The 16,365-nt window shown below is 38.6% G+C and carries 12 protein-coding genes and 4 tRNA genes; 7 read left to right on the forward strand and 9 right to left on the reverse strand.

The features are described from left to right. Positions 1–2: 2 nt before the first annotated feature. The 4 genes from fabD to yceD form a co-directional block, all read right to left on the reverse strand. On the reverse strand, positions 3–938 hold the full coding sequence (gene fabD / locus ESZ26_RS02220) for an ACP S-malonyltransferase (protein WP_146797071.1): 936 nt from the start codon (positions 936–938) through the stop codon (positions 3–5). Positions 939–1,059: 121 nt separating this feature from the next. Then, positions 1,060–2,061: a phosphate acyltransferase PlsX gene (gene plsX / locus ESZ26_RS02225; RefSeq protein ID WP_244947066.1), complete on the reverse strand. Its 1,002-nt coding sequence runs from the start codon at positions 2,059–2,061 to the stop codon at positions 1,060–1,062. A gap of 40 nt (positions 2,062–2,101) precedes the next feature. Continuing rightward, the gene (rpmF, locus tag ESZ26_RS02230) at positions 2,102–2,272 is read right to left on the reverse strand and encodes a 50S ribosomal protein L32 (protein WP_070376498.1); all 171 of its coding nucleotides are present in this window, start codon (positions 2,270–2,272) and stop codon (positions 2,102–2,104) included. A gap of 47 nt (positions 2,273–2,319) precedes the next feature. Further along, positions 2,320–2,832 carry a 23S rRNA accumulation protein YceD gene (gene yceD, locus ESZ26_RS02235; protein WP_146797064.1) on the reverse strand — a complete coding sequence of 171 codons (513 nt, stop codon included), beginning with the start codon at positions 2,830–2,832 and terminating at the stop codon, positions 2,320–2,322. Between the two features lie 119 nt (positions 2,833–2,951). Between yceD and ESZ26_RS02240 the strand changes: the two genes are divergently transcribed. Then, positions 2,952–3,542: a Maf family protein gene (locus tag ESZ26_RS02240; RefSeq protein ID WP_146797061.1), complete on the forward strand. Its 591-nt coding sequence runs from the start codon at positions 2,952–2,954 to the stop codon at positions 3,540–3,542. A 130-nt stretch (positions 3,543–3,672) separates the two neighbouring features. On the opposite strand, the gene ESZ26_RS02245 is transcribed toward ESZ26_RS02240, so the two are convergent. Together ESZ26_RS02245 and rluC are read right to left on the reverse strand one after the other, a co-directional pair. After that, the gene (locus ESZ26_RS02245) at positions 3,673–4,338 is read right to left on the reverse strand and encodes an HAD-IA family hydrolase (RefSeq protein ID WP_146797058.1); all 666 of its coding nucleotides are present in this window, start codon (positions 4,336–4,338) and stop codon (positions 3,673–3,675) included. Between the two features lie 113 nt (positions 4,339–4,451). Next, positions 4,452–5,399, reverse strand: coding sequence for a 23S rRNA pseudouridine(955/2504/2580) synthase RluC (gene rluC, locus ESZ26_RS02250; protein WP_070376494.1), 948 nt, complete (start codon positions 5,397–5,399; stop codon positions 4,452–4,454). A 614-nt stretch (positions 5,400–6,013) separates the two neighbouring features. Here rluC and rne point away from each other — a divergent pair. Next, positions 6,014–9,139: a ribonuclease E gene (gene rne / locus ESZ26_RS02255; RefSeq protein WP_190278365.1), complete on the forward strand. Its 3,126-nt coding sequence runs from the start codon at positions 6,014–6,016 to the stop codon at positions 9,137–9,139. A 424-nt stretch (positions 9,140–9,563) separates the two neighbouring features. Further along, a complete protein-coding gene (locus ESZ26_RS02260) occupies positions 9,564–9,776 on the forward strand; it encodes a hypothetical protein (RefSeq protein ID WP_146797055.1) in 213 nt (70 codons plus the stop codon). 12 nt (positions 9,777–9,788) lie between these two features. Here the strand turns inward: ESZ26_RS02260 and uvrB are convergent, their stop codons facing one another. After that, positions 9,789–11,786: an excinuclease ABC subunit UvrB gene (gene uvrB, locus ESZ26_RS02265; protein ID WP_146797052.1), complete on the reverse strand. Its 1,998-nt coding sequence runs from the start codon at positions 11,784–11,786 to the stop codon at positions 9,789–9,791. Further along, on the reverse strand, positions 11,786–13,159 hold the full coding sequence (locus ESZ26_RS02270) for an MATE family efflux transporter (protein WP_146797049.1): 1,374 nt from the start codon (positions 13,157–13,159) through the stop codon (positions 11,786–11,788). The genes uvrB and ESZ26_RS02270 overlap by 1 nt, the downstream gene beginning before the upstream one ends. Before the next feature lie 569 nt (positions 13,160–13,728). On the opposite strand from ESZ26_RS02270, the gene ESZ26_RS02275 reads away from it, so the two are divergent. The 4 genes from ESZ26_RS02275 (at position 13,729) to ESZ26_RS02290 (ending at position 14,537) form a co-directional block, all read left to right on the forward strand. After that, positions 13,729–13,804 (forward strand) — tRNA-Asn (locus tag ESZ26_RS02275). 185 nt (positions 13,805–13,989) lie between these two features. Further along, positions 13,990–14,065, forward strand: a tRNA-Asn gene (locus ESZ26_RS02280). A 123-nt stretch (positions 14,066–14,188) separates the two neighbouring features. Then, positions 14,189–14,275 (forward strand) — tRNA-OTHER (locus ESZ26_RS02285). 186 nt (positions 14,276–14,461) lie between these two features. After that, positions 14,462–14,537 (forward strand) — tRNA-Asn (locus ESZ26_RS02290). A gap of 630 nt (positions 14,538–15,167) precedes the next feature. On the opposite strand, the gene ESZ26_RS02295 is transcribed toward ESZ26_RS02290, so the two are convergent. Next, positions 15,168–16,034: an NAD(P)-dependent oxidoreductase gene (locus ESZ26_RS02295; protein ID WP_146797046.1), complete on the reverse strand. Its 867-nt coding sequence runs from the start codon at positions 16,032–16,034 to the stop codon at positions 15,168–15,170. Positions 16,035–16,365: the final 331 nt, after the last annotated feature.

A 16,365-nucleotide genomic window follows, 5' to 3' on the forward strand; every position in this document is an offset into this window, starting at 1 on the left:
CCCTATTTAATTGTTTCTAATGCTTTAGTTAATGATGCTTGATCATTAACTGAAACACTGGTGATTGTTTTGTCGATACGTTTAATTAACCCTAGTAACACTTTACCTGGACCAGCTTCTACAACGAGTGAAACACCGTTCTTCGCTAGTAGCTCAATCGTTTCTGTCCAACGTACTGGACTGTATAATTGTTTTATTAAGGCTAATTTTATTGCTTCAACATCTGTTTCTGCAACAACATCAACATTATTTACCACCGGAATTTGTGGCGTATTAAAAGTGATATTATTAAATGCTTCAGCGAGCTTGTCAGCTGCATCTTTCATCAATGCACAATGCGATGGCACGCTTACGGGTAAAGGTAGCACGCGTTTTGCCCCCGCTTCTTTACATAAGACACCGGCACGTTCTACCGCGGCTTTATGACCGGCAATAACGACTTGTCCTGGCGAGTTAAAATTAACGGCGGCAACGACCTCATTATTTTGTGCTTGTTCACAGGCATCAATAATCGCTTGATCGTCAAGACCAATAATGGCCGCCATAGCACCGACGCCCTCGGGTACAGAAGCTTGCATAAATTCACCACGTTTTTCGACTAACTTAACACCTTCAGCTAAAGAGATAACACCGGCACAAACTAATGCTGAATATTCCCCTAAACTGTGGCCAGCTAACATTGCCGGCTTACAAGCAGACTGAGATGCCCATAAACGCCATAATGCCACACTGGCGGTTAATAGTGCCGGTTGGGTGAAGTTTGTTTGATTGAGCTTTTCAACGGGGCCCTGCGCAACTAATTGCCAAAGGTTATAACCTAAAGCAGCAGACGCTTCTGAAAAAGTATTTTGTACCACTTCATTGTCAGCAAAATCAGCTAACATACCAACAGTTTGTGAACCTTGACCGGGAAAAACAAACGCTAAATTATTTTGCATTTTATTACCTAATGTTTATTTGTGTTTTAATTAAAGGTGTATTGATGATACTTAATGGATTATTTTCTTGATAAAAAGATAATGCTTTAAATACGCTTTACGTTAACTCAATACTAATAATTTATTTGCGACCACAAGCAAAACCATTTTCAAGTTTGTCTTTTATTTTTTCTGGCACTTGACGTTCAATTTCTTTTATCGCCTCTAATATTGCCATATAAAAAGCTTTTGAACTGGCATCGCCATGACTCTTGACCACAATACCGCGTAATCCTATCAGACTTGCGCCGTTATACTGGTCGGGGTTCAGGGGTTTAAAGAGTTTTTTTAACGTTGAGGACAATAATCGACCAACTATTCGGGTAAAAAGGTTGCGTGATAGCACAGTATTCATTTTTTGATAGACCAAACGAGCAACACCTTCACAGGTTTTCAACGCAACATTACCGACAAAACCATCACAAACAATCACATCTGCTTTGTTGGTAAAAATATCATTACCTTCGACAAAGCCGATATAATTAATATCACTGTTTTGCGCTAACTTTGCTGCAGTTTGTTTTATATGATCGCTACCTTTCATTTCTTCCTCACCCATATTCAACAAAGCGATGCGTGGCGACTTAATGCCATCGACTTGCTCAGCCATAACAGAGCCCATGACAGCAAACTGATATAAAACATTAGAGTCACAAAAAACATTGGCGCCTAAGTCGAGCATAAAGACATGTTTGTTTTCGTCATGGGTGGGTAGAGAAGAAATTAATGCCGGACGTTCAACGCCAACAAGTGTTTTCAGAACGAAATGAGCCATTGAAAAGAGTGCACCGGTATTGCCGGCACTTACACAGGCTTGTGCTTTATTTTCATGGACTAGGTCAAGTGACTTTCGCATTGAAGAATTTTTTTTGTTACGCAGAGCAACAATAGGTTTATCGTCCATTGCCACTATTTCAGTGGTTGGAAAAATGGTTAGTTGAGGATGTTGAGCACACTGATGTTTGGATAATTCAGCGTTAATAATATTGACATCACCGCAAAGAATGAGATGAAGTTCTGGAATGTTTTTCACTGCTAAAACGGCAGCAGGAATTGTTATAAGGGGGCCTTTATCGCCCCCCATAACATCTAACGCTATGGTTAGACTTTTCAAAGCAATCAGCTTACTTGTTGATTACTTGAACACCTTTGTAAAAGCCATCAGCTGTTACATGATGACGACGGTGTGTTTCACCAGATACTGGATCTACTGATAAGTTTTCTGTTGTTACTGCGTCATGTGAACGGCGCATGCCACGTCTTGAACGAGACTTTTTGCTCTTTTGAACTGCCATTAGCTACTCCTAAAAATCGGTTAATCGTTATTAATTAAATAAATTGTTTATTTAAATTTCTGTAATACATCAAAAGGGTTTGGTTTTTCAAGCTCTTCAGGCAATTCGCCCCATACACTGTCAACTGGTGCCTGACATTGACTGGGCTCATGCATTGCAATTAATGGAATTGCGAGTAATAACTCTTCTTCCACTAATTCTAGCAGGTTAACTTCACCATTTTCATCTAATTCTATTGCGTCATAATATGACGGCAATGCTTCAGCGGCTTCATCATCTTTAGCAGGACTAAGAGTAAACTCTACATCCAAATCTATTATCAATGGTTCAGTACAACGCTGACAAGTTAATGCTACTGATACGGATCCTGTTCCTGATATGACATTCAAGCCGAGATCATCCACATCAAAATTAACATTAACCTGCATCTGCTCATTGCATGGAGTACACACTTCAAGCAATCTGTTCATCCCCGACACTTCAAAGAAGCCGTCACACACCAACCTACGTTGGGCGCTCTTTCGGGGGTTTATCATTATCGGGAGTTTAAGATTTTGCATAAGGCGCGCATATTAATGTGCTTGCCCCCTGCTGTCAAAAGAAAAATAACAATTTTTGTTTAAAAATTAAAGAAAGCCCACATATTATTGTATAACTGTTTATATTTTGAGTAATTACTGTGAAAACATTAGTTTTAGCTTCTACCTCGCCTTTTCGAAAAATTATTTTAGAAAAGTTAAACTTAGCCTTTGATTGTGCAAAACCCAATGTTGATGAAACAGCACTAACGAATGAAACAGCTATTGAACTTGTGGAACGTTTAGCCGTAGAAAAAGCAAAGGCTGTTGCCAGTCAATTTCCCAATGCGTTAATTATTGGTTCGGATCAAGTGGCTTTATCTGCAGGAAAGATATTAGGTAAACCGCACAATTTTGAAAATGGCTTTAAACAACTGAGCAGTTTTAGCGGCAAAGCAGTAGAGTTTCATACCGGTTTATGTGTGTTCGATAGTTCAACAGGAAAAAGCCTCTCGGTAGTTGAATTGTTTACCGTACACTTTAAAGAACTGTCTGCACAAGAAATTACCGCCTATTTGCATGCAGAGGAGCCTTATAACTGCGCAGGGAGTTTTAAAAGTGAAGGACTAGGTATCTGCTTATTTGAAAAGCTTGAGGGTGATGATCCTAATACCTTAATAGGTTTACCGTTAATTAGACTGATTAGTTTACTTAAAGCGCAAGGTTTAGATGTATTACAAGCGCAAAAATAACAGCGCTAGTAGCAGTAGTTTACTCCGTGTATATAATAGCTAAGTTAACTTAGCTTAATTGTCGATGACATACTTTGCTCTTTAATTAACAAATTAAAGAGCAAACAGTTAATGACAATAGCGATGAGTGTTAACCTTTAACCGCCCTATTTAACAAGAGTTGATGTAATTGAGCCAAGGAGCCAACAATCGCTTTCGGTTGATACTTTGACAGTACTTCTTCATCGTGGACACCATAAGTAACCCCGATACTATCAATTCCTGCGCTTTGCGCCATTTCAAGATCAAAAGAAGTATCGCCTATCATCACCGCTTGATGCTTTTCAATCTTTAATTCTGCTAATAAACTGTTGATCATATCTGGATCAGGTTTAGAAATGCTTTCATCAGCACATCGAGAGGCATGGAAAAAGTGCTCGGTATCACTCGCTAACCAAACACGTTGTAAACCTGCTCGTGCTTTTCCTGTCGCAACTGCTAATAACTTGCCTTCATTTTTTAAATTAACTAATAATTCAAGCGCATGATCAAATAAAGGGGTCGGCGTGGTATTTACTTCAACATATTGATGCTTATATTGTGCCGTTAATAATTGCACCTGCTCTTCATTGGCCTCAGGAAATAACGTTGCGATCGCTTTAGGTAAACTTAAGCCAATAATTTGTTTAGCTTGATGATAGGCTGGCGGTGCAAGTGATAATGCCACGGCAGTCGCTTGCATTGAGAAAACAATACGATCGACAGAGTCCATTAATGTGCCGTCCCAGTCAAAAATCACCAATTTGTAGTTATGCATATTTTCTCTATTATTCATTTAATGATTAGGTCTTAGTTGCGAATAAGTGTTTAGTTCTCTATAGAAGATTACAGTATGATGCTAAATTTATTTCAGTATCACACTGGGGGGAATTACTTTAGTTTTGTCAGAAGATTTTGTAACGAATGCTCTAACGGTGCTTCTATTTTAATTCTTTCATCGGTACTTGGATGGGTAAACTCTATACTCGCCGCATGTAAAAACAAACGTTTGAGGCCTAGCTTTCTCATGTCTTCATCAAAGTTTTCATAGCCGTATTTTGAATCACAAGCGATAGGGTGCCCTTTAATTTGACAATGTACACGAATTTGGTGAGTACGACCGGTGACCGGAAAAGCGCGAATGAGGGTGGCATTTTCAAAGTTTTTTAACACTTTAAAACGCGTTTCTGATTCTTTACCATTAATATTGTCGACAACAACGACACGTTCACCCGATTTTAAATCATTCTTTTTCAAGCCTTCCGTTACACGGGTTAATTTAGTCGACCATTGCCCCTTAACTAAGGCATGATAAAATTTCTGCACCGTTTTATTACGTAACTGCTCATGCAAGTGACGTAAAGCTGAACGTTTTTTAGCAATAACTAAGCAGCCTGAAGTGTCCCTATCAAGTCGATGAACAAGTTCCAGCATTCTTGCGTCGGGGCGTAAAGCTCGCATGGCTTCAATTAAACCGAAACTTAAACCACTACCACCATGAACTGCCATGCCAGAAGGTTTGTTAATAACAATTAAACGGTCATCTTCAAACAATATTTGTTTTTCTAAGTTAGCAACAATATTTAACTTAGTTGACACTTCATTAGTATTTTCAGAAATACGAATGGGTGCTACACGAATCAGATCCTCATCTTGAATTTTGTATTCTGGTTTAGTCCGTTTTTTATTAGCCCTTATCTCACCTTTTCTTAGTAGGCGATAAATCATGCTTTTCGGCACGCCTTTTAGGGTTTTTAATAAAAAGTTATCTATTCTTTGACCAGCGTCTTCGCTATCGATTGTATAAAATCGAACTTGGGGTTTTGTATTTTCATTCATAAAAGCGAGTTTAACATATATATTTTCATTTTAGAGTAATTAACTCACCGATTTAATTGCCTTTTGCCTCAATTAAGTGGGATAATCTTGGCGTTATTGTTTATTTAAGACAATAAGGTAAAAAATAGAAGCTTTTAGCGAAACGTAAGAGGCAAAATGCGGCCACATTAATGTGCGTTATCACGATAAATTATTATCGACGACACATTAACCGAACGGCCTATTGCAAGAATTGACCTGAATAACAAGTCAAAAAACGGCATAAACATTTTAGTCCCGCGCAACGAAAGCTATTTTGTAATGATATAAACCAAATTAGATAAGTTTCCATCGAGCAACAACCCGAATAGTAAGCCAAAACGCCGAACTTCAAACTGCTCAACAAATATCAATTTGATAATATCGAGCACAGCACAATTTGCTGCGCGCATGAAGAAACAATTTTTCTTGGGTGAACATCACCTGAGAGTACAATCAGATTAAATAACAGCTTACAGCGCACTATGGCGCTGTGATATGACACCCGAGAGGCTGACAAATTGCTGTTACCATAGCGATAAATTGCTTTGTGTTCGAAGCTTATAGTGTTGTGACTAAAATGAGTCACTAAAACTATGAAACGTATGTTAATTAACGCTACACAATCGGAAGAGTTACGTGTAGCACTTGTCGATGGTCAACAACTTTATGATTTAGATATCGAAAGTCCTGGTCATCAACAAAAGAAATCAAATATTTATAAAGCAAAAATCACGCGTATAGAGCCCTCTCTAGAAGCTGCATTTGTTGACTATGGTGCTGAACGCCATGGTTTCCTACCGATGAAAGAAATCGCACGCGAATATTTTCCTAAAGGTTATACCTTTCAGGGTCGTCCAAATATCAAAGAAGTCTTGCGCGAAGGCCAAGAAGTTATTGTTCAAATTGATAAAGAAGAACGTGGCCAAAAAGGCGCGGCATTAACGACTTTCATCAGTTTAGCTGGCAGTTACTTGGTATTAATGCCAAATAATCCTCGTGCTGGTGGTATTTCTCGTCGCATTGAAGGTGATGAACGCACCGATTTAAAAACCTCTTTAAACAAATTAGAATTACCCAAAGGCATGGGCTTAATTGTTCGCACTGCTGGTGTAGGTAAAGACTATGAAGAATTAGACTGGGATTTAAATGTTCTTTTGCATCATTGGAAAGCCATTTCAGAAGCAGCAGAAACTAAACCAGCGCCTTTCCTAATTCATCAAGAAACCAATGTTATTCTTCGTGCTATTCGTGATTATTTACGTCGCGATATCGGTGAAGTATTAATTGATCGCCCGAAAACATTCGAAAGTGTTAAAAAGCACATCGAAGTGGTTCGTCCTGATTTTTTAAGTAAAATTAAACTCTACACGAACGACGTACCTCTTTTTACTCATTACCAAATTGAAACACAAATCGAATCTGCGTTTCAGCGTGAAGTAAGACTTCCTTCTGGTGGTTCAATTGTTATTGACCCGACTGAAGCGATGACATCTATCGATGTTAACTCTGCCCGCGCAACTAAAGGTAGTGACATAGAAGAGACCGCATTTAACACTAACTTAGAAGCTGCTGAAGAAGTTGCTCGTCAATTACGTTTACGTGATTTGGGCGGTTTAGTGGTCATTGATTTTATTGACATGACACCTGTGCGCCATCAACGTGAAGTTGAAAACCGCATGCGTGATGCCGTAAAACAAGACAGAGCTCGCATTCAATTAGGTCGCATTTCTCGTTTTGGTTTATTAGAAATGTCGCGTCAACGTTTACGCCCGTCTATCGGTGAAACTAGCCAAGGTGTTTGTCCTCGTTGTAATGGTACTGGACACGTACGTAGTGTTGAATCATTAGCCTTGTCTATTTTGCGTTTAATGGAAGAAGAAGCCATTAAAGAAAATACTCAACATGTACAAGCTCAAGTACCTGTTCCTGTAGCGACTTATCTTTTGAATGAAAAGCGTCGTTCAGTATTTCATATTGAAAAACATCACAGCGTTAATATTCTTATTATTCCTAATCCTCATATGGACACACCTCAATATGAAGTCATTAGAGTAAGAACCGACGAAAGTGTTGAAGAGGCAAGTTACGAAAGAACCATTACTGAAGCTTCAGTTGAAGAAGCCGTAATGCCTAAATTTGATAAGCAAGCCGCTAAACGTGACGAGCCAGCATTACAAGGCATGTCTTCACCTAAGCAGTCAGCACCGTTAACCGCAGTAAAACCAGTAGCACCGGTAGCACCTGTAAAAGAATCAGCGGGCTTATTTGATGGTTTAATTAAGTGGGGTAAATCACTCTTCGCTACTGAAGAAGAAGTTGCACCTAAAGTTGTTGAACCTGTTAAGAAACCTGAAAGCAACAACAGTGAACGTCGTCCGCAACGTGGTCGTCAAGGTCAACGTCGTAACAATAATAATCGTAACGAAAACCGCAACGATAACAGAAATGTTAATCGTAACGACAAGCGTAATGATACTCAAAATGAAGATCGTGCTGATATCAAGCCAGTCATTAATGACAATAAAGATAACATTAATGAAAATAAAGATAACAAGCCGAATAAACAGCCTCGTAAAGCGCCTGTAGAGCGTAATGCTAAGCCCAAAGAAGAAAAAACCACAGTACGTCGTCAACGTCGTAACAACAGTAAAAAAGTACGTATTGTTGATGAAAACTCAACGGTTGTTAATAACGCCACATTAAACAAAATAGCTGCAGAAGAAAATGCTCAAGTAGCTGCTACTATTGATGAAGCGTTAACAGTAGAAACCGTTATCACTCAACCTGATGCAACACAGCCAGAGCTTAGTGAGACTAAAACTAGTGATGAACAACGTCCTAGAAACCGTCGTTCACCTAGACATTTACGCTCTAACGGACAGCGTCGTCGTCAGCCTGCTGAAAATCAGGCAACTGAAGTTAACGCAGCAGCAGTAACAACTGAAGTTAGTGAAGACCCTGTTGAAGCAAGATATCCTGAAACGCCAGTAGTTGCAGCACCTGTTGATGCAGCACCTGTTGATGCAGCGCCTGTTGTTGCAGCGCCTGTTGTTGCAGCACCTGTTGTTGAAGCGCCTGTTGTTGCAGCGCCTGTTGTTGCAGCACCTGTTGTTGCAGCGCCTGTTGTTGCAGCGCCTGTTGTTGCAGCGCCTGTTGTTGAAACGCCTGTTGTTGAAACGACGGTTGTTGAAGCACCTGTTGTTGAAGCACCTGTTGTTGAAACGCCTGTTGTTGAAACGACGGTTGTTGTGACACCAGTAGTTGAAACAACGGTAGTTGAAACTACCACGGTTGATACACCTGCAGATGAAACGCCAGTAGTTGCAACAACGGTTGTAGAAACAACAACTGTTGAGACAACAACCGTTGAAACAACGACAGTTGAAACAAGCAAAGCAGAAGTTCAACAAGATTTACCTTTTGATGAACCTCAAGTTGCAGAGCAAGAAGTTGAAACTGCAGTTGAAAAGCCAAAGCGTGTTATTTCGAGAAAACCAAGCCCTAAAGTGAGCTCGAAAGCAGGGAAAGTTTCTAGTAAAGGTAGTAAGCCAGGTAAATCATCTGCGCCAATGACTAAAACAGAATCAATTACCACCATGAACGAGGTTCCTACGGACTTTGTTGCTAGCGAAGATCGTGTCAAGCATGCTTCGTCGGGTAGAATGGCAAGTGTATCTAATGCGGTAAGTCACAGTGGTGCAGGTCCAACTAAACCATAGGCTTTGTAGCGTATATTTTTACCGCTAGCTAAAACTAAAAAAACCAGTCACTAGACTGGTTTTTTATTGTCTACGATTTAGTAAAACACTATTTATAAAGCGATAACGTCTCGTTTATCGAGATAAAAAATACAGGGAGAAATTTAAATTGACCTTAATGTTTTTTTTACAGTGTTTGTAAAATTTTAAATACCTCGAAACATCACATGGTTAGCGCTAAAACACCTATTACTTATAAAACAAGGTTGCAAACAAAGGGTTTTAATTCCTAAAACATATAACCCTTCCGCTACCATACTCTAAACTTAAACTAAGCTTAACGGAGTGAGGGCATCATGTCATAGCCAAGCTTATCCTTAATCAACGTTAGAATGGCTTATGAATAAAGGAGCATAAAGTTATTTAAGTTTCAGAGGTAATGTATATGAGTGTTATTTGGAAGAATCATGCAAGTCGACTGATGGACTTCGTTAATAATAATAACGAAGTTCAAGCACATCTTTATCTTGAACAGTTAATGCTGTTGCCTTTAGATATTCAAGATAAAATAATAAATGACATTAGCCACTTGCCATATTGTAATTGTGAGTCCGTCTCAAACATCATCAGTCAATATATGATGTTTGATCTTAGGTGATTAGCCATATATTTAACGAGATAATTGCTGTTCTCTTAATTTTGCCACTTCATCACGTAAATTAGCAGCTTGTTCAAACTCTAAATTTTGAGCATGATTAAGCATTTCACTTTCAAGCTGCTTAATTTTTTTATCAATATCTTTAATAGAGAGTATTTTATAATCTGAAGCTTGCTCAGCTACATTTAATAAAGTGTTACTTGAAGATACCGTACCATTATGAAGAGCATCACTAATTTTGCTGATAACGCCCCGAGGCGTGATGTTATTGTCAAGATTGTATTGATGTTGCATCTCACGTCGACGTTCAGTTTCATCAATCGCTTTTTTCATGGAGCCGGTGATCTTCGCCGCATATAAAATAGCCCGACCATTAATATTACGAGCGGCGCGGCCAATGGTTTGAATAAGTGAACGTTCTGAGCGTAAAAACCCCTCTTTATCTGCATCTAAGATCGCAACTAACGAGACTTCTGGCATATCTAACCCCTCACGTAATAAGTTAATACCAACAAGCACATCAAACTTACCTAAACGAAAATCACGAATAATTTCAACACGCTCTACGGTATCAATGTCAGAATGTAAATAACGGGCTTTGACATTATGTTCATCTAAGTAATCGGTGAGATCTTCTGCCATACGTTTTGTTAACGTGGTCGCTAAAACACGTTCATGTATGGCGACACGTTTACGAATTTCTGACAATAAGTCATCAACCTGTGTTTCGACCGGACGCACTTCGATGATAGGATCAAGTAAACCCGTTGGACGAACTAATTGCTGAGCAATTTCGCTACCTGACTTTTCAAGCTCATAATTACTCGGTGTCGCTGAAACATAAATAGTTTGTGGCGCTAACGCTTCAAACTCATCAAACTTCATCGGACGGTTATCAAGTGCCGACGGTAAACGAAAGCCATAGTTAACTAAATTTTCTTTTCGTGAGCGATCGCCTTTATACATCGCCCCTATTTGTGGCACAGTAACATGAGATTCATCAATAATTAATAAGCCATCATCAGGTAAATAATCAAATAACGTTGGTGGTGCTTCTCCCTCTCCTCGGCCCGATAAGTAACGAGAATAATTTTCAATACCCGAGCAGTAACCCAATTCTGTCATCATTTCAATATCAAATTGGGTGCGTTGTACAATGCGCTGCTCTTCAACTAAACGGTTATTTTCTTTTAAGAAGGTTGAACGATCTTTTAGTTCGATCTTTATTTTATCGATCGCCGATAATATTTTATCTCTTGGCGTAGCATAATGGGTTTTAGGATATACAGTTACTCGGTCCAGCGTGCGGTCGACTTGTCCGGTCAGCGGATCAAACATTGATAAACGTTCTATTTCTTCATCAAATAATTCGATACGCAGTGCTAAACGGTCTGATTCGGCCGGAAATATATCAATAACATCGCCACGCACCCGATAAGTCGCGCGCTGAAAAGCCACATCGTTACGCTTGTACTGTAATTCGGCTAAGCGCCGTAAAATATCGCGCTGGTTGATAATATCGCCAACACTAATATGAAGCATCATTTTTAGGTAAGAGTCAGGATCACCCAAACCATAAATAGCAGACACTGAAGCAATAATAATAACGTCTCTACGCTCTAACAGCGCCTTAGTAGCCGACAAACGCATTTGTTCAATATGTTCATTAACAGAGGCATCTTTCTCTATGAATGTATCTGTTGTGGGCACATAAGCTTCTGGTTGATAATAATCATAATAAGAAACAAAGTATTCAACCGCATTATTTGGAAAGAACTCTTTCATCTCACTATAAAGTTGTGCTGCAAGAGTTTTATTAGGCGCGATCATCATCGTTGGACGATTTAAGGTCGCAACAATATTGGCAATAGTAAAGGTTTTTCCTGAACCGGTAACACCTAATAAAGTTTGATGCGCTAAACCGTTTTCAAGACCATCAAGTAATTGTTTAATAGCAGCAGGCTGATCGCCATTAGGGGTGTAATCAGACTTTAAGTCCATTGTTTTCATTAAGAAACATCCTTAACTTGGGTAAGTTCATGCGGAAACTGTTTATCAAACAAACGGAATGAGATCATCGCCATAATAAGATTGCCAAAGACTCCACCAATGAAAAACCCTTCAATACCATAATAAATACTGCCTAAATAAGCTAAAGGGACATAACAAACAAAAAGTCGGATAGCGCTAAGCACCAATGCTACCAAGGGCTTATGAAGCGCATTAAAAGAAGAGTTTGTTAAAATAATAACACCTTGAAAACCATAACCTAAAGGCAGTATCCAAATAAACAGGACAATAGTATCTGCTACTGCTTGTTCTTTAGAAAAAACATCGGCGATAAATGGTGCAATTAACACCAGCAGTAAATAAATAAATAATTGTAATACCAAAATAAACTTTATTGATACTTTATAGCTTTTCTCAACCCTATGCATATTACCAGCACCAAAGTTTTGACTGATAAAAGGAGGTAAAGTCATCGACATAGCAAGCACAACTAAACAGGCTATAGATTCAATACGTGAGCCAACACCAAAGGCTGCTACAGCAGATTCGCCATAGTTTGCGACAATAGCCGTCAGAATAGCTGCAGCTATTGGCGTCAGCATATTAGCCCCCGCTGCCGGTAAACCAATATGCAAAATACCTTTACTTGAAGCAATAAAGGTTTTCAAGGGTAACAATTTAGTGTGAATTAATTCTCGCTTGATGCCAACAATATATAAAACCAGTAAGCATCCAAAAATCCAAGAGATTAACGTCGCAATAGCCGCACCTTGTATTCCCATCGCTGGTATAGGGCCAAATCCAAAAATTAAAATGGGATCTAATATCGCATTAATTAACCCCGCACTGCCCATAATTATACTCGGCGTTTTGGTATCACCCGATGCTCTTAAAATAGCATTACCTATCATGGGTCCAATCAAGCAGATACTGCCAATAAACCAGATATCCATGTATTGATGAATAAGCGGTAATAAACTTTCATTCGCTCCCAGTAATAAAAAGGTTTCATCAATAAAATAAAAACCAAGACAAGATATAATACCAACAATTATTGTGGCTAAATATATTGCTGCTGTGCCTGAATTTTTTGCCGAATCATCATTGCCTTTACCCAAGGCTTTGGCAATAACGGCTGATGTGCCAATACCTAAACCAATAGTTAAACTGATCACGGTAAAGGTAATAGGAAAGGTAAAGCTGATCGCTGCTAGAGGTTGTGTACCGAGTAGACCAACAAAAAAAGTATCAACCAAGTTAAAAGTCATTAATAAAACCATGCCGTATATCATAGGTATAGTCATTTGTTTAATAGTTTCTGCAACGGGGTCTTCGAGCAAATTGATTTTTTTCTTTTTATTTATTTCGGTCATTTAAAGGTAGCTTTTGCTTGTCTTTGCAGGAAAATAGCAAAGTATTGTAAAAGATAGTGATAAGACTCGCTATGTATATATTTTATTTCAACTTCATTTTCATTTTTTATTTAAATTTACGGTTAAAAAAAAATAAATAATAACGGTGAATTATCTTTACTTTTGTATAACTCACAGCAAATGGGTATAAAAACTGACGTTGCACAAAAATCACACAGCGATAGTTAAATTGGCAACAAAACAAGCTAAGTAATTGTTTTAATATAAAAAAGGTAAAACCCTATTATATACCTATTTAGCTGTAACGTGCATTCTTCACCCAAGTTACGGTTTTTTACACTTTAACTCACAAAGTTATCCACAGATTCAGTGGATAACTTTATGTGATCGTAACTTATAATACCCAAGCATAAAAAAAGCACTGAATTTGAAGATAAAGCAGACTGAGTGTCGACAAAACAAGCAAACAAACAAAATAATGATTTATTTCTACATTTTGTGTTGACAGTTCCGCCACGGACATTTAATATCTCGCCCCGTTAGCCAAGACCCTTGGCAAACAAAACAATTCCTCAATAGCTCAGTTGGTAGAGCAACGGACTGTTAATCCGTTTGTCCCTGGTTCAAGTCCAGGTTGAGGAGCCAAATTAAGATGAGTGGCTTTATATTTTAAAGCGGCTTTAGTAAAGAACAATTCCTCAATAGCTCAGTTGGTAGAGCAACGGACATCGCTTATATAACAACGCGTTTGTCTCTGGTTAAAATCCAGATTGAGAGTAAAGATTAAAGTAGTCGCTTTTATAATTAAAGGCAACTACACAAAGAACAATTCCTCAATAGCTCAGTTGGTAGAGCAACGGACTGTTAATCCGTTTGTCCCTGGTTCAAGTCCAGGTTGAGGAGCCACATAAGATAAGCCTGCAATTATTTGCAGGTTTTTTTTTATTTGAATGACTTACTTCAATTTATTGATAGTAGTGAATAAAATTAGTCGTTTTTATAATTAAAGACAACTACATAAAGAACAATTCCTCAATAGCTCAGTTGGTAGAGCAACGGACTGTGCTTATATAAACTCAGCGTTTGTCCCTGGTTCAAGTCCAGGTTGAGGAGCCACATAAGATAAGCCTGCAATTATTTGCAGGCTTTTTTTTATTTGAATTAAATAAGCTCATAGCTCAGTTGTTAGAGCAATGGACATCGCTTATATAACAACGCGTTTGTCCCTGGTTAAAATCCAGATTGAGAGTAAAGATTAAAGTAGTCGTTTTTATAATTAAAGGCAACTACATAAAGAACAATTCCTCAATAGCTCAGTTGGTAGAGCAACGGACTGTTAATCCGTTTGTCCCTGGTTCAAGTCCAGGTTGAGGAGCCACATAAGATAAGCCTGCAATTATATGCAGGCTTTTTTTTACGCTAAATTTAATGATCTGTTTTTTGCTCTAGATTTAATGATCTAAGTAAACTCAATAGCTCAGTTGGTAGAGCAACGGACTGTGCTTATATAAACTCAGCGTTTGTCCCTGGTTCAAGTCCATAGCTAAAGAAAGAGCTAAGGAGCCACATAAGATAAGCCTGCAATTATTTGCAGGCTTTTTTTTACGCTAAATTTAATGATCTGAGTAAGCTCAATAGCTCAGTTGGCAGAACAACGGACTGGGCTTATATAAAGTCAGCATTTGTCCCTGGTTCAAGTCCATAGCTAAAGAAAGAGCTAAGGAGCCACATAAGATAAGCCTGCAATTATTTGCAGGCTTTTTTACACTAAACTTAATGATCTGAGTAAGCTCAATAGCTCAGTTGGCAGAGCAACGGACTGTGCTTATATAAAGTCAGCGTTTCTCCCTGGTTCAAGTCCATAGCTAAAGAAAGAGCTGAGGATCCACATATGATAAGCCTGCAATTGTATGCCTGCAGGCTTTTTTTTACACTAAATTTAATACGTTAAATAGATTAATAGTGTTTTTGGCTATATTCATTGTCAGACAGCTAACAAGTTAACTTGTTAATCATCTAGACGGGCGATCAAGCTAGATGTATCCCAACGGCTGCCGCCTTTTTTCTGTACCTCTTCATAATAACCGTCTAATTGTTTAGTAATGGTTAAGTCAGCGCCGATCTTTTCTGCTTCACTGAACGCCATAGCTAAGTCTTTTCTCACCCAATCGACGGCAAAGCCAAAATCAAATTCTCTATCACACATCGTTTTACCACGATTATCCATTTGCCATGAACCTGCTGCACCTTTAGAAATAGTCTCTATTAGCTTATCAGTATCCAGACCTGCCTTCTGAGCAAAGTTAAGGCCCTCTGCTAAGCCTTGTACGGTGTTTACAAAACATATTTGATTAACCATCTTAGCTAACTGACCCGAGCCTACCTGCCCCATTAATTGACTAAAACGGGCATAAGCATCCATAACGGGTTTTACTTGTTCAAAAATAGTCAAGTCACCACCAGCCATAACCGTTAGTACGCCATTCTCTGCGCCTGCTTGACCACCGGATACGGGTGCATCGATAAAGTGCTTGTTTTCCAATTTTGCCAGAGCATCAAGATCTCTTGCCAGCTCTGCTGAAGCGGTAGTGTGATCGACCAAAATAGCGCCAACAGCTAAGCCAGCAAATATACCGTCATCCCCCAAAACAACTTGCCTAACATCATTGTCATTACCAACACAGGAAAAGACAATTTCGCAACCTTGGGCGGCTTCTCTTGGACTTTGAGCTAAACAACCACCAAACTCTTGCACCCACTGTTCCGCCTTGGCAGTTGTACGGTTATAAACACAAACGTCAAAGCCTGCCTTTTGTAAATGCCCAGCCATCGGATAGCCCATAACGCCTAAACCAACAAATGCTACTTTTTTCATATTATCTCCGCGATAAATTAGCTCATAAAATCTATATTTTTCATTGATTAAATACTACGAAAAGTTGATAACAATTAACAGCATTCGTTTTATAAACATCATCTTTCTTTATCATTAATACGATTCTAATTATTCATACTTTTTTGTAGATAACAAAAAAGCCGTCATCCTGAACTTGTTTCCAATACTGATCGTTTAAGCGGTAATTTAGTACTTGAACGATCTTTTGAGTGTGGCATATTCATTTCCTTTTACAGGAAATAAAATATGTTGAGTGATGAGTTAGCTTACTTTTTTGATGAGTGTGGTGATTTAAAAGATAAGGTTGATA

The organism is Colwellia hornerae (assembly GCF_007954355.1).
Taxonomy (GTDB): Bacteria; Pseudomonadota; Gammaproteobacteria; order Enterobacterales; family Alteromonadaceae; genus Colwellia_A; species Colwellia_A hornerae.

Bases quoted from the DNA above. Each gene is read 5' to 3' on its own strand.
- fabD (WP_146797071.1), bottom strand. From the start codon at position 938: ATGCAAAATAATTTAGCGTTTGTTTTTCCCGGTCAAGGTTCACAAACT.
- plsX (WP_244947066.1), bottom strand. From the start codon at position 2,061: ATGGGGGGCGATAAAGGCCCCCTTATAACAATTCCTGCTGCCGTTTTA.
- rpmF (WP_070376498.1), bottom strand. From the start codon at position 2,272: ATGGCAGTTCAAAAGAGCAAAAAGTCTCGTTCAAGACGTGGCATGCGC.
- yceD (WP_146797064.1), bottom strand. From the start codon at position 2,832: ATGCAAAATCTTAAACTCCCGATAATGATAAACCCCCGAAAGAGCGCC.
- ESZ26_RS02245 (WP_146797058.1), bottom strand. From the start codon at position 4,338: ATGCATAACTACAAATTGGTGATTTTTGACTGGGACGGCACATTAATG.
- rluC (WP_070376494.1), bottom strand. From the start codon at position 5,399: ATGAATGAAAATACAAAACCCCAAGTTCGATTTTATACAATCGATAGC.
- rne (WP_190278365.1), top strand. From the start codon at position 6,014: ATGAAACGTATGTTAATTAACGCTACACAATCGGAAGAGTTACGTGTA.
- ESZ26_RS02260 (WP_146797055.1), top strand. From the start codon at position 9,564: ATGAGTGTTATTTGGAAGAATCATGCAAGTCGACTGATGGACTTCGTT.
- uvrB (WP_146797052.1), bottom strand. From the start codon at position 11,786: ATGAAAACAATGGACTTAAAGTCTGATTACACCCCTAATGGCGATCAG.
- ESZ26_RS02270 (WP_146797049.1), bottom strand. From the start codon at position 13,159: ATGACCGAAATAAATAAAAAGAAAAAAATCAATTTGCTCGAAGACCCC.
- ESZ26_RS02295 (WP_146797046.1), bottom strand. From the start codon at position 16,034: ATGAAAAAAGTAGCATTTGTTGGTTTAGGCGTTATGGGCTATCCGATG.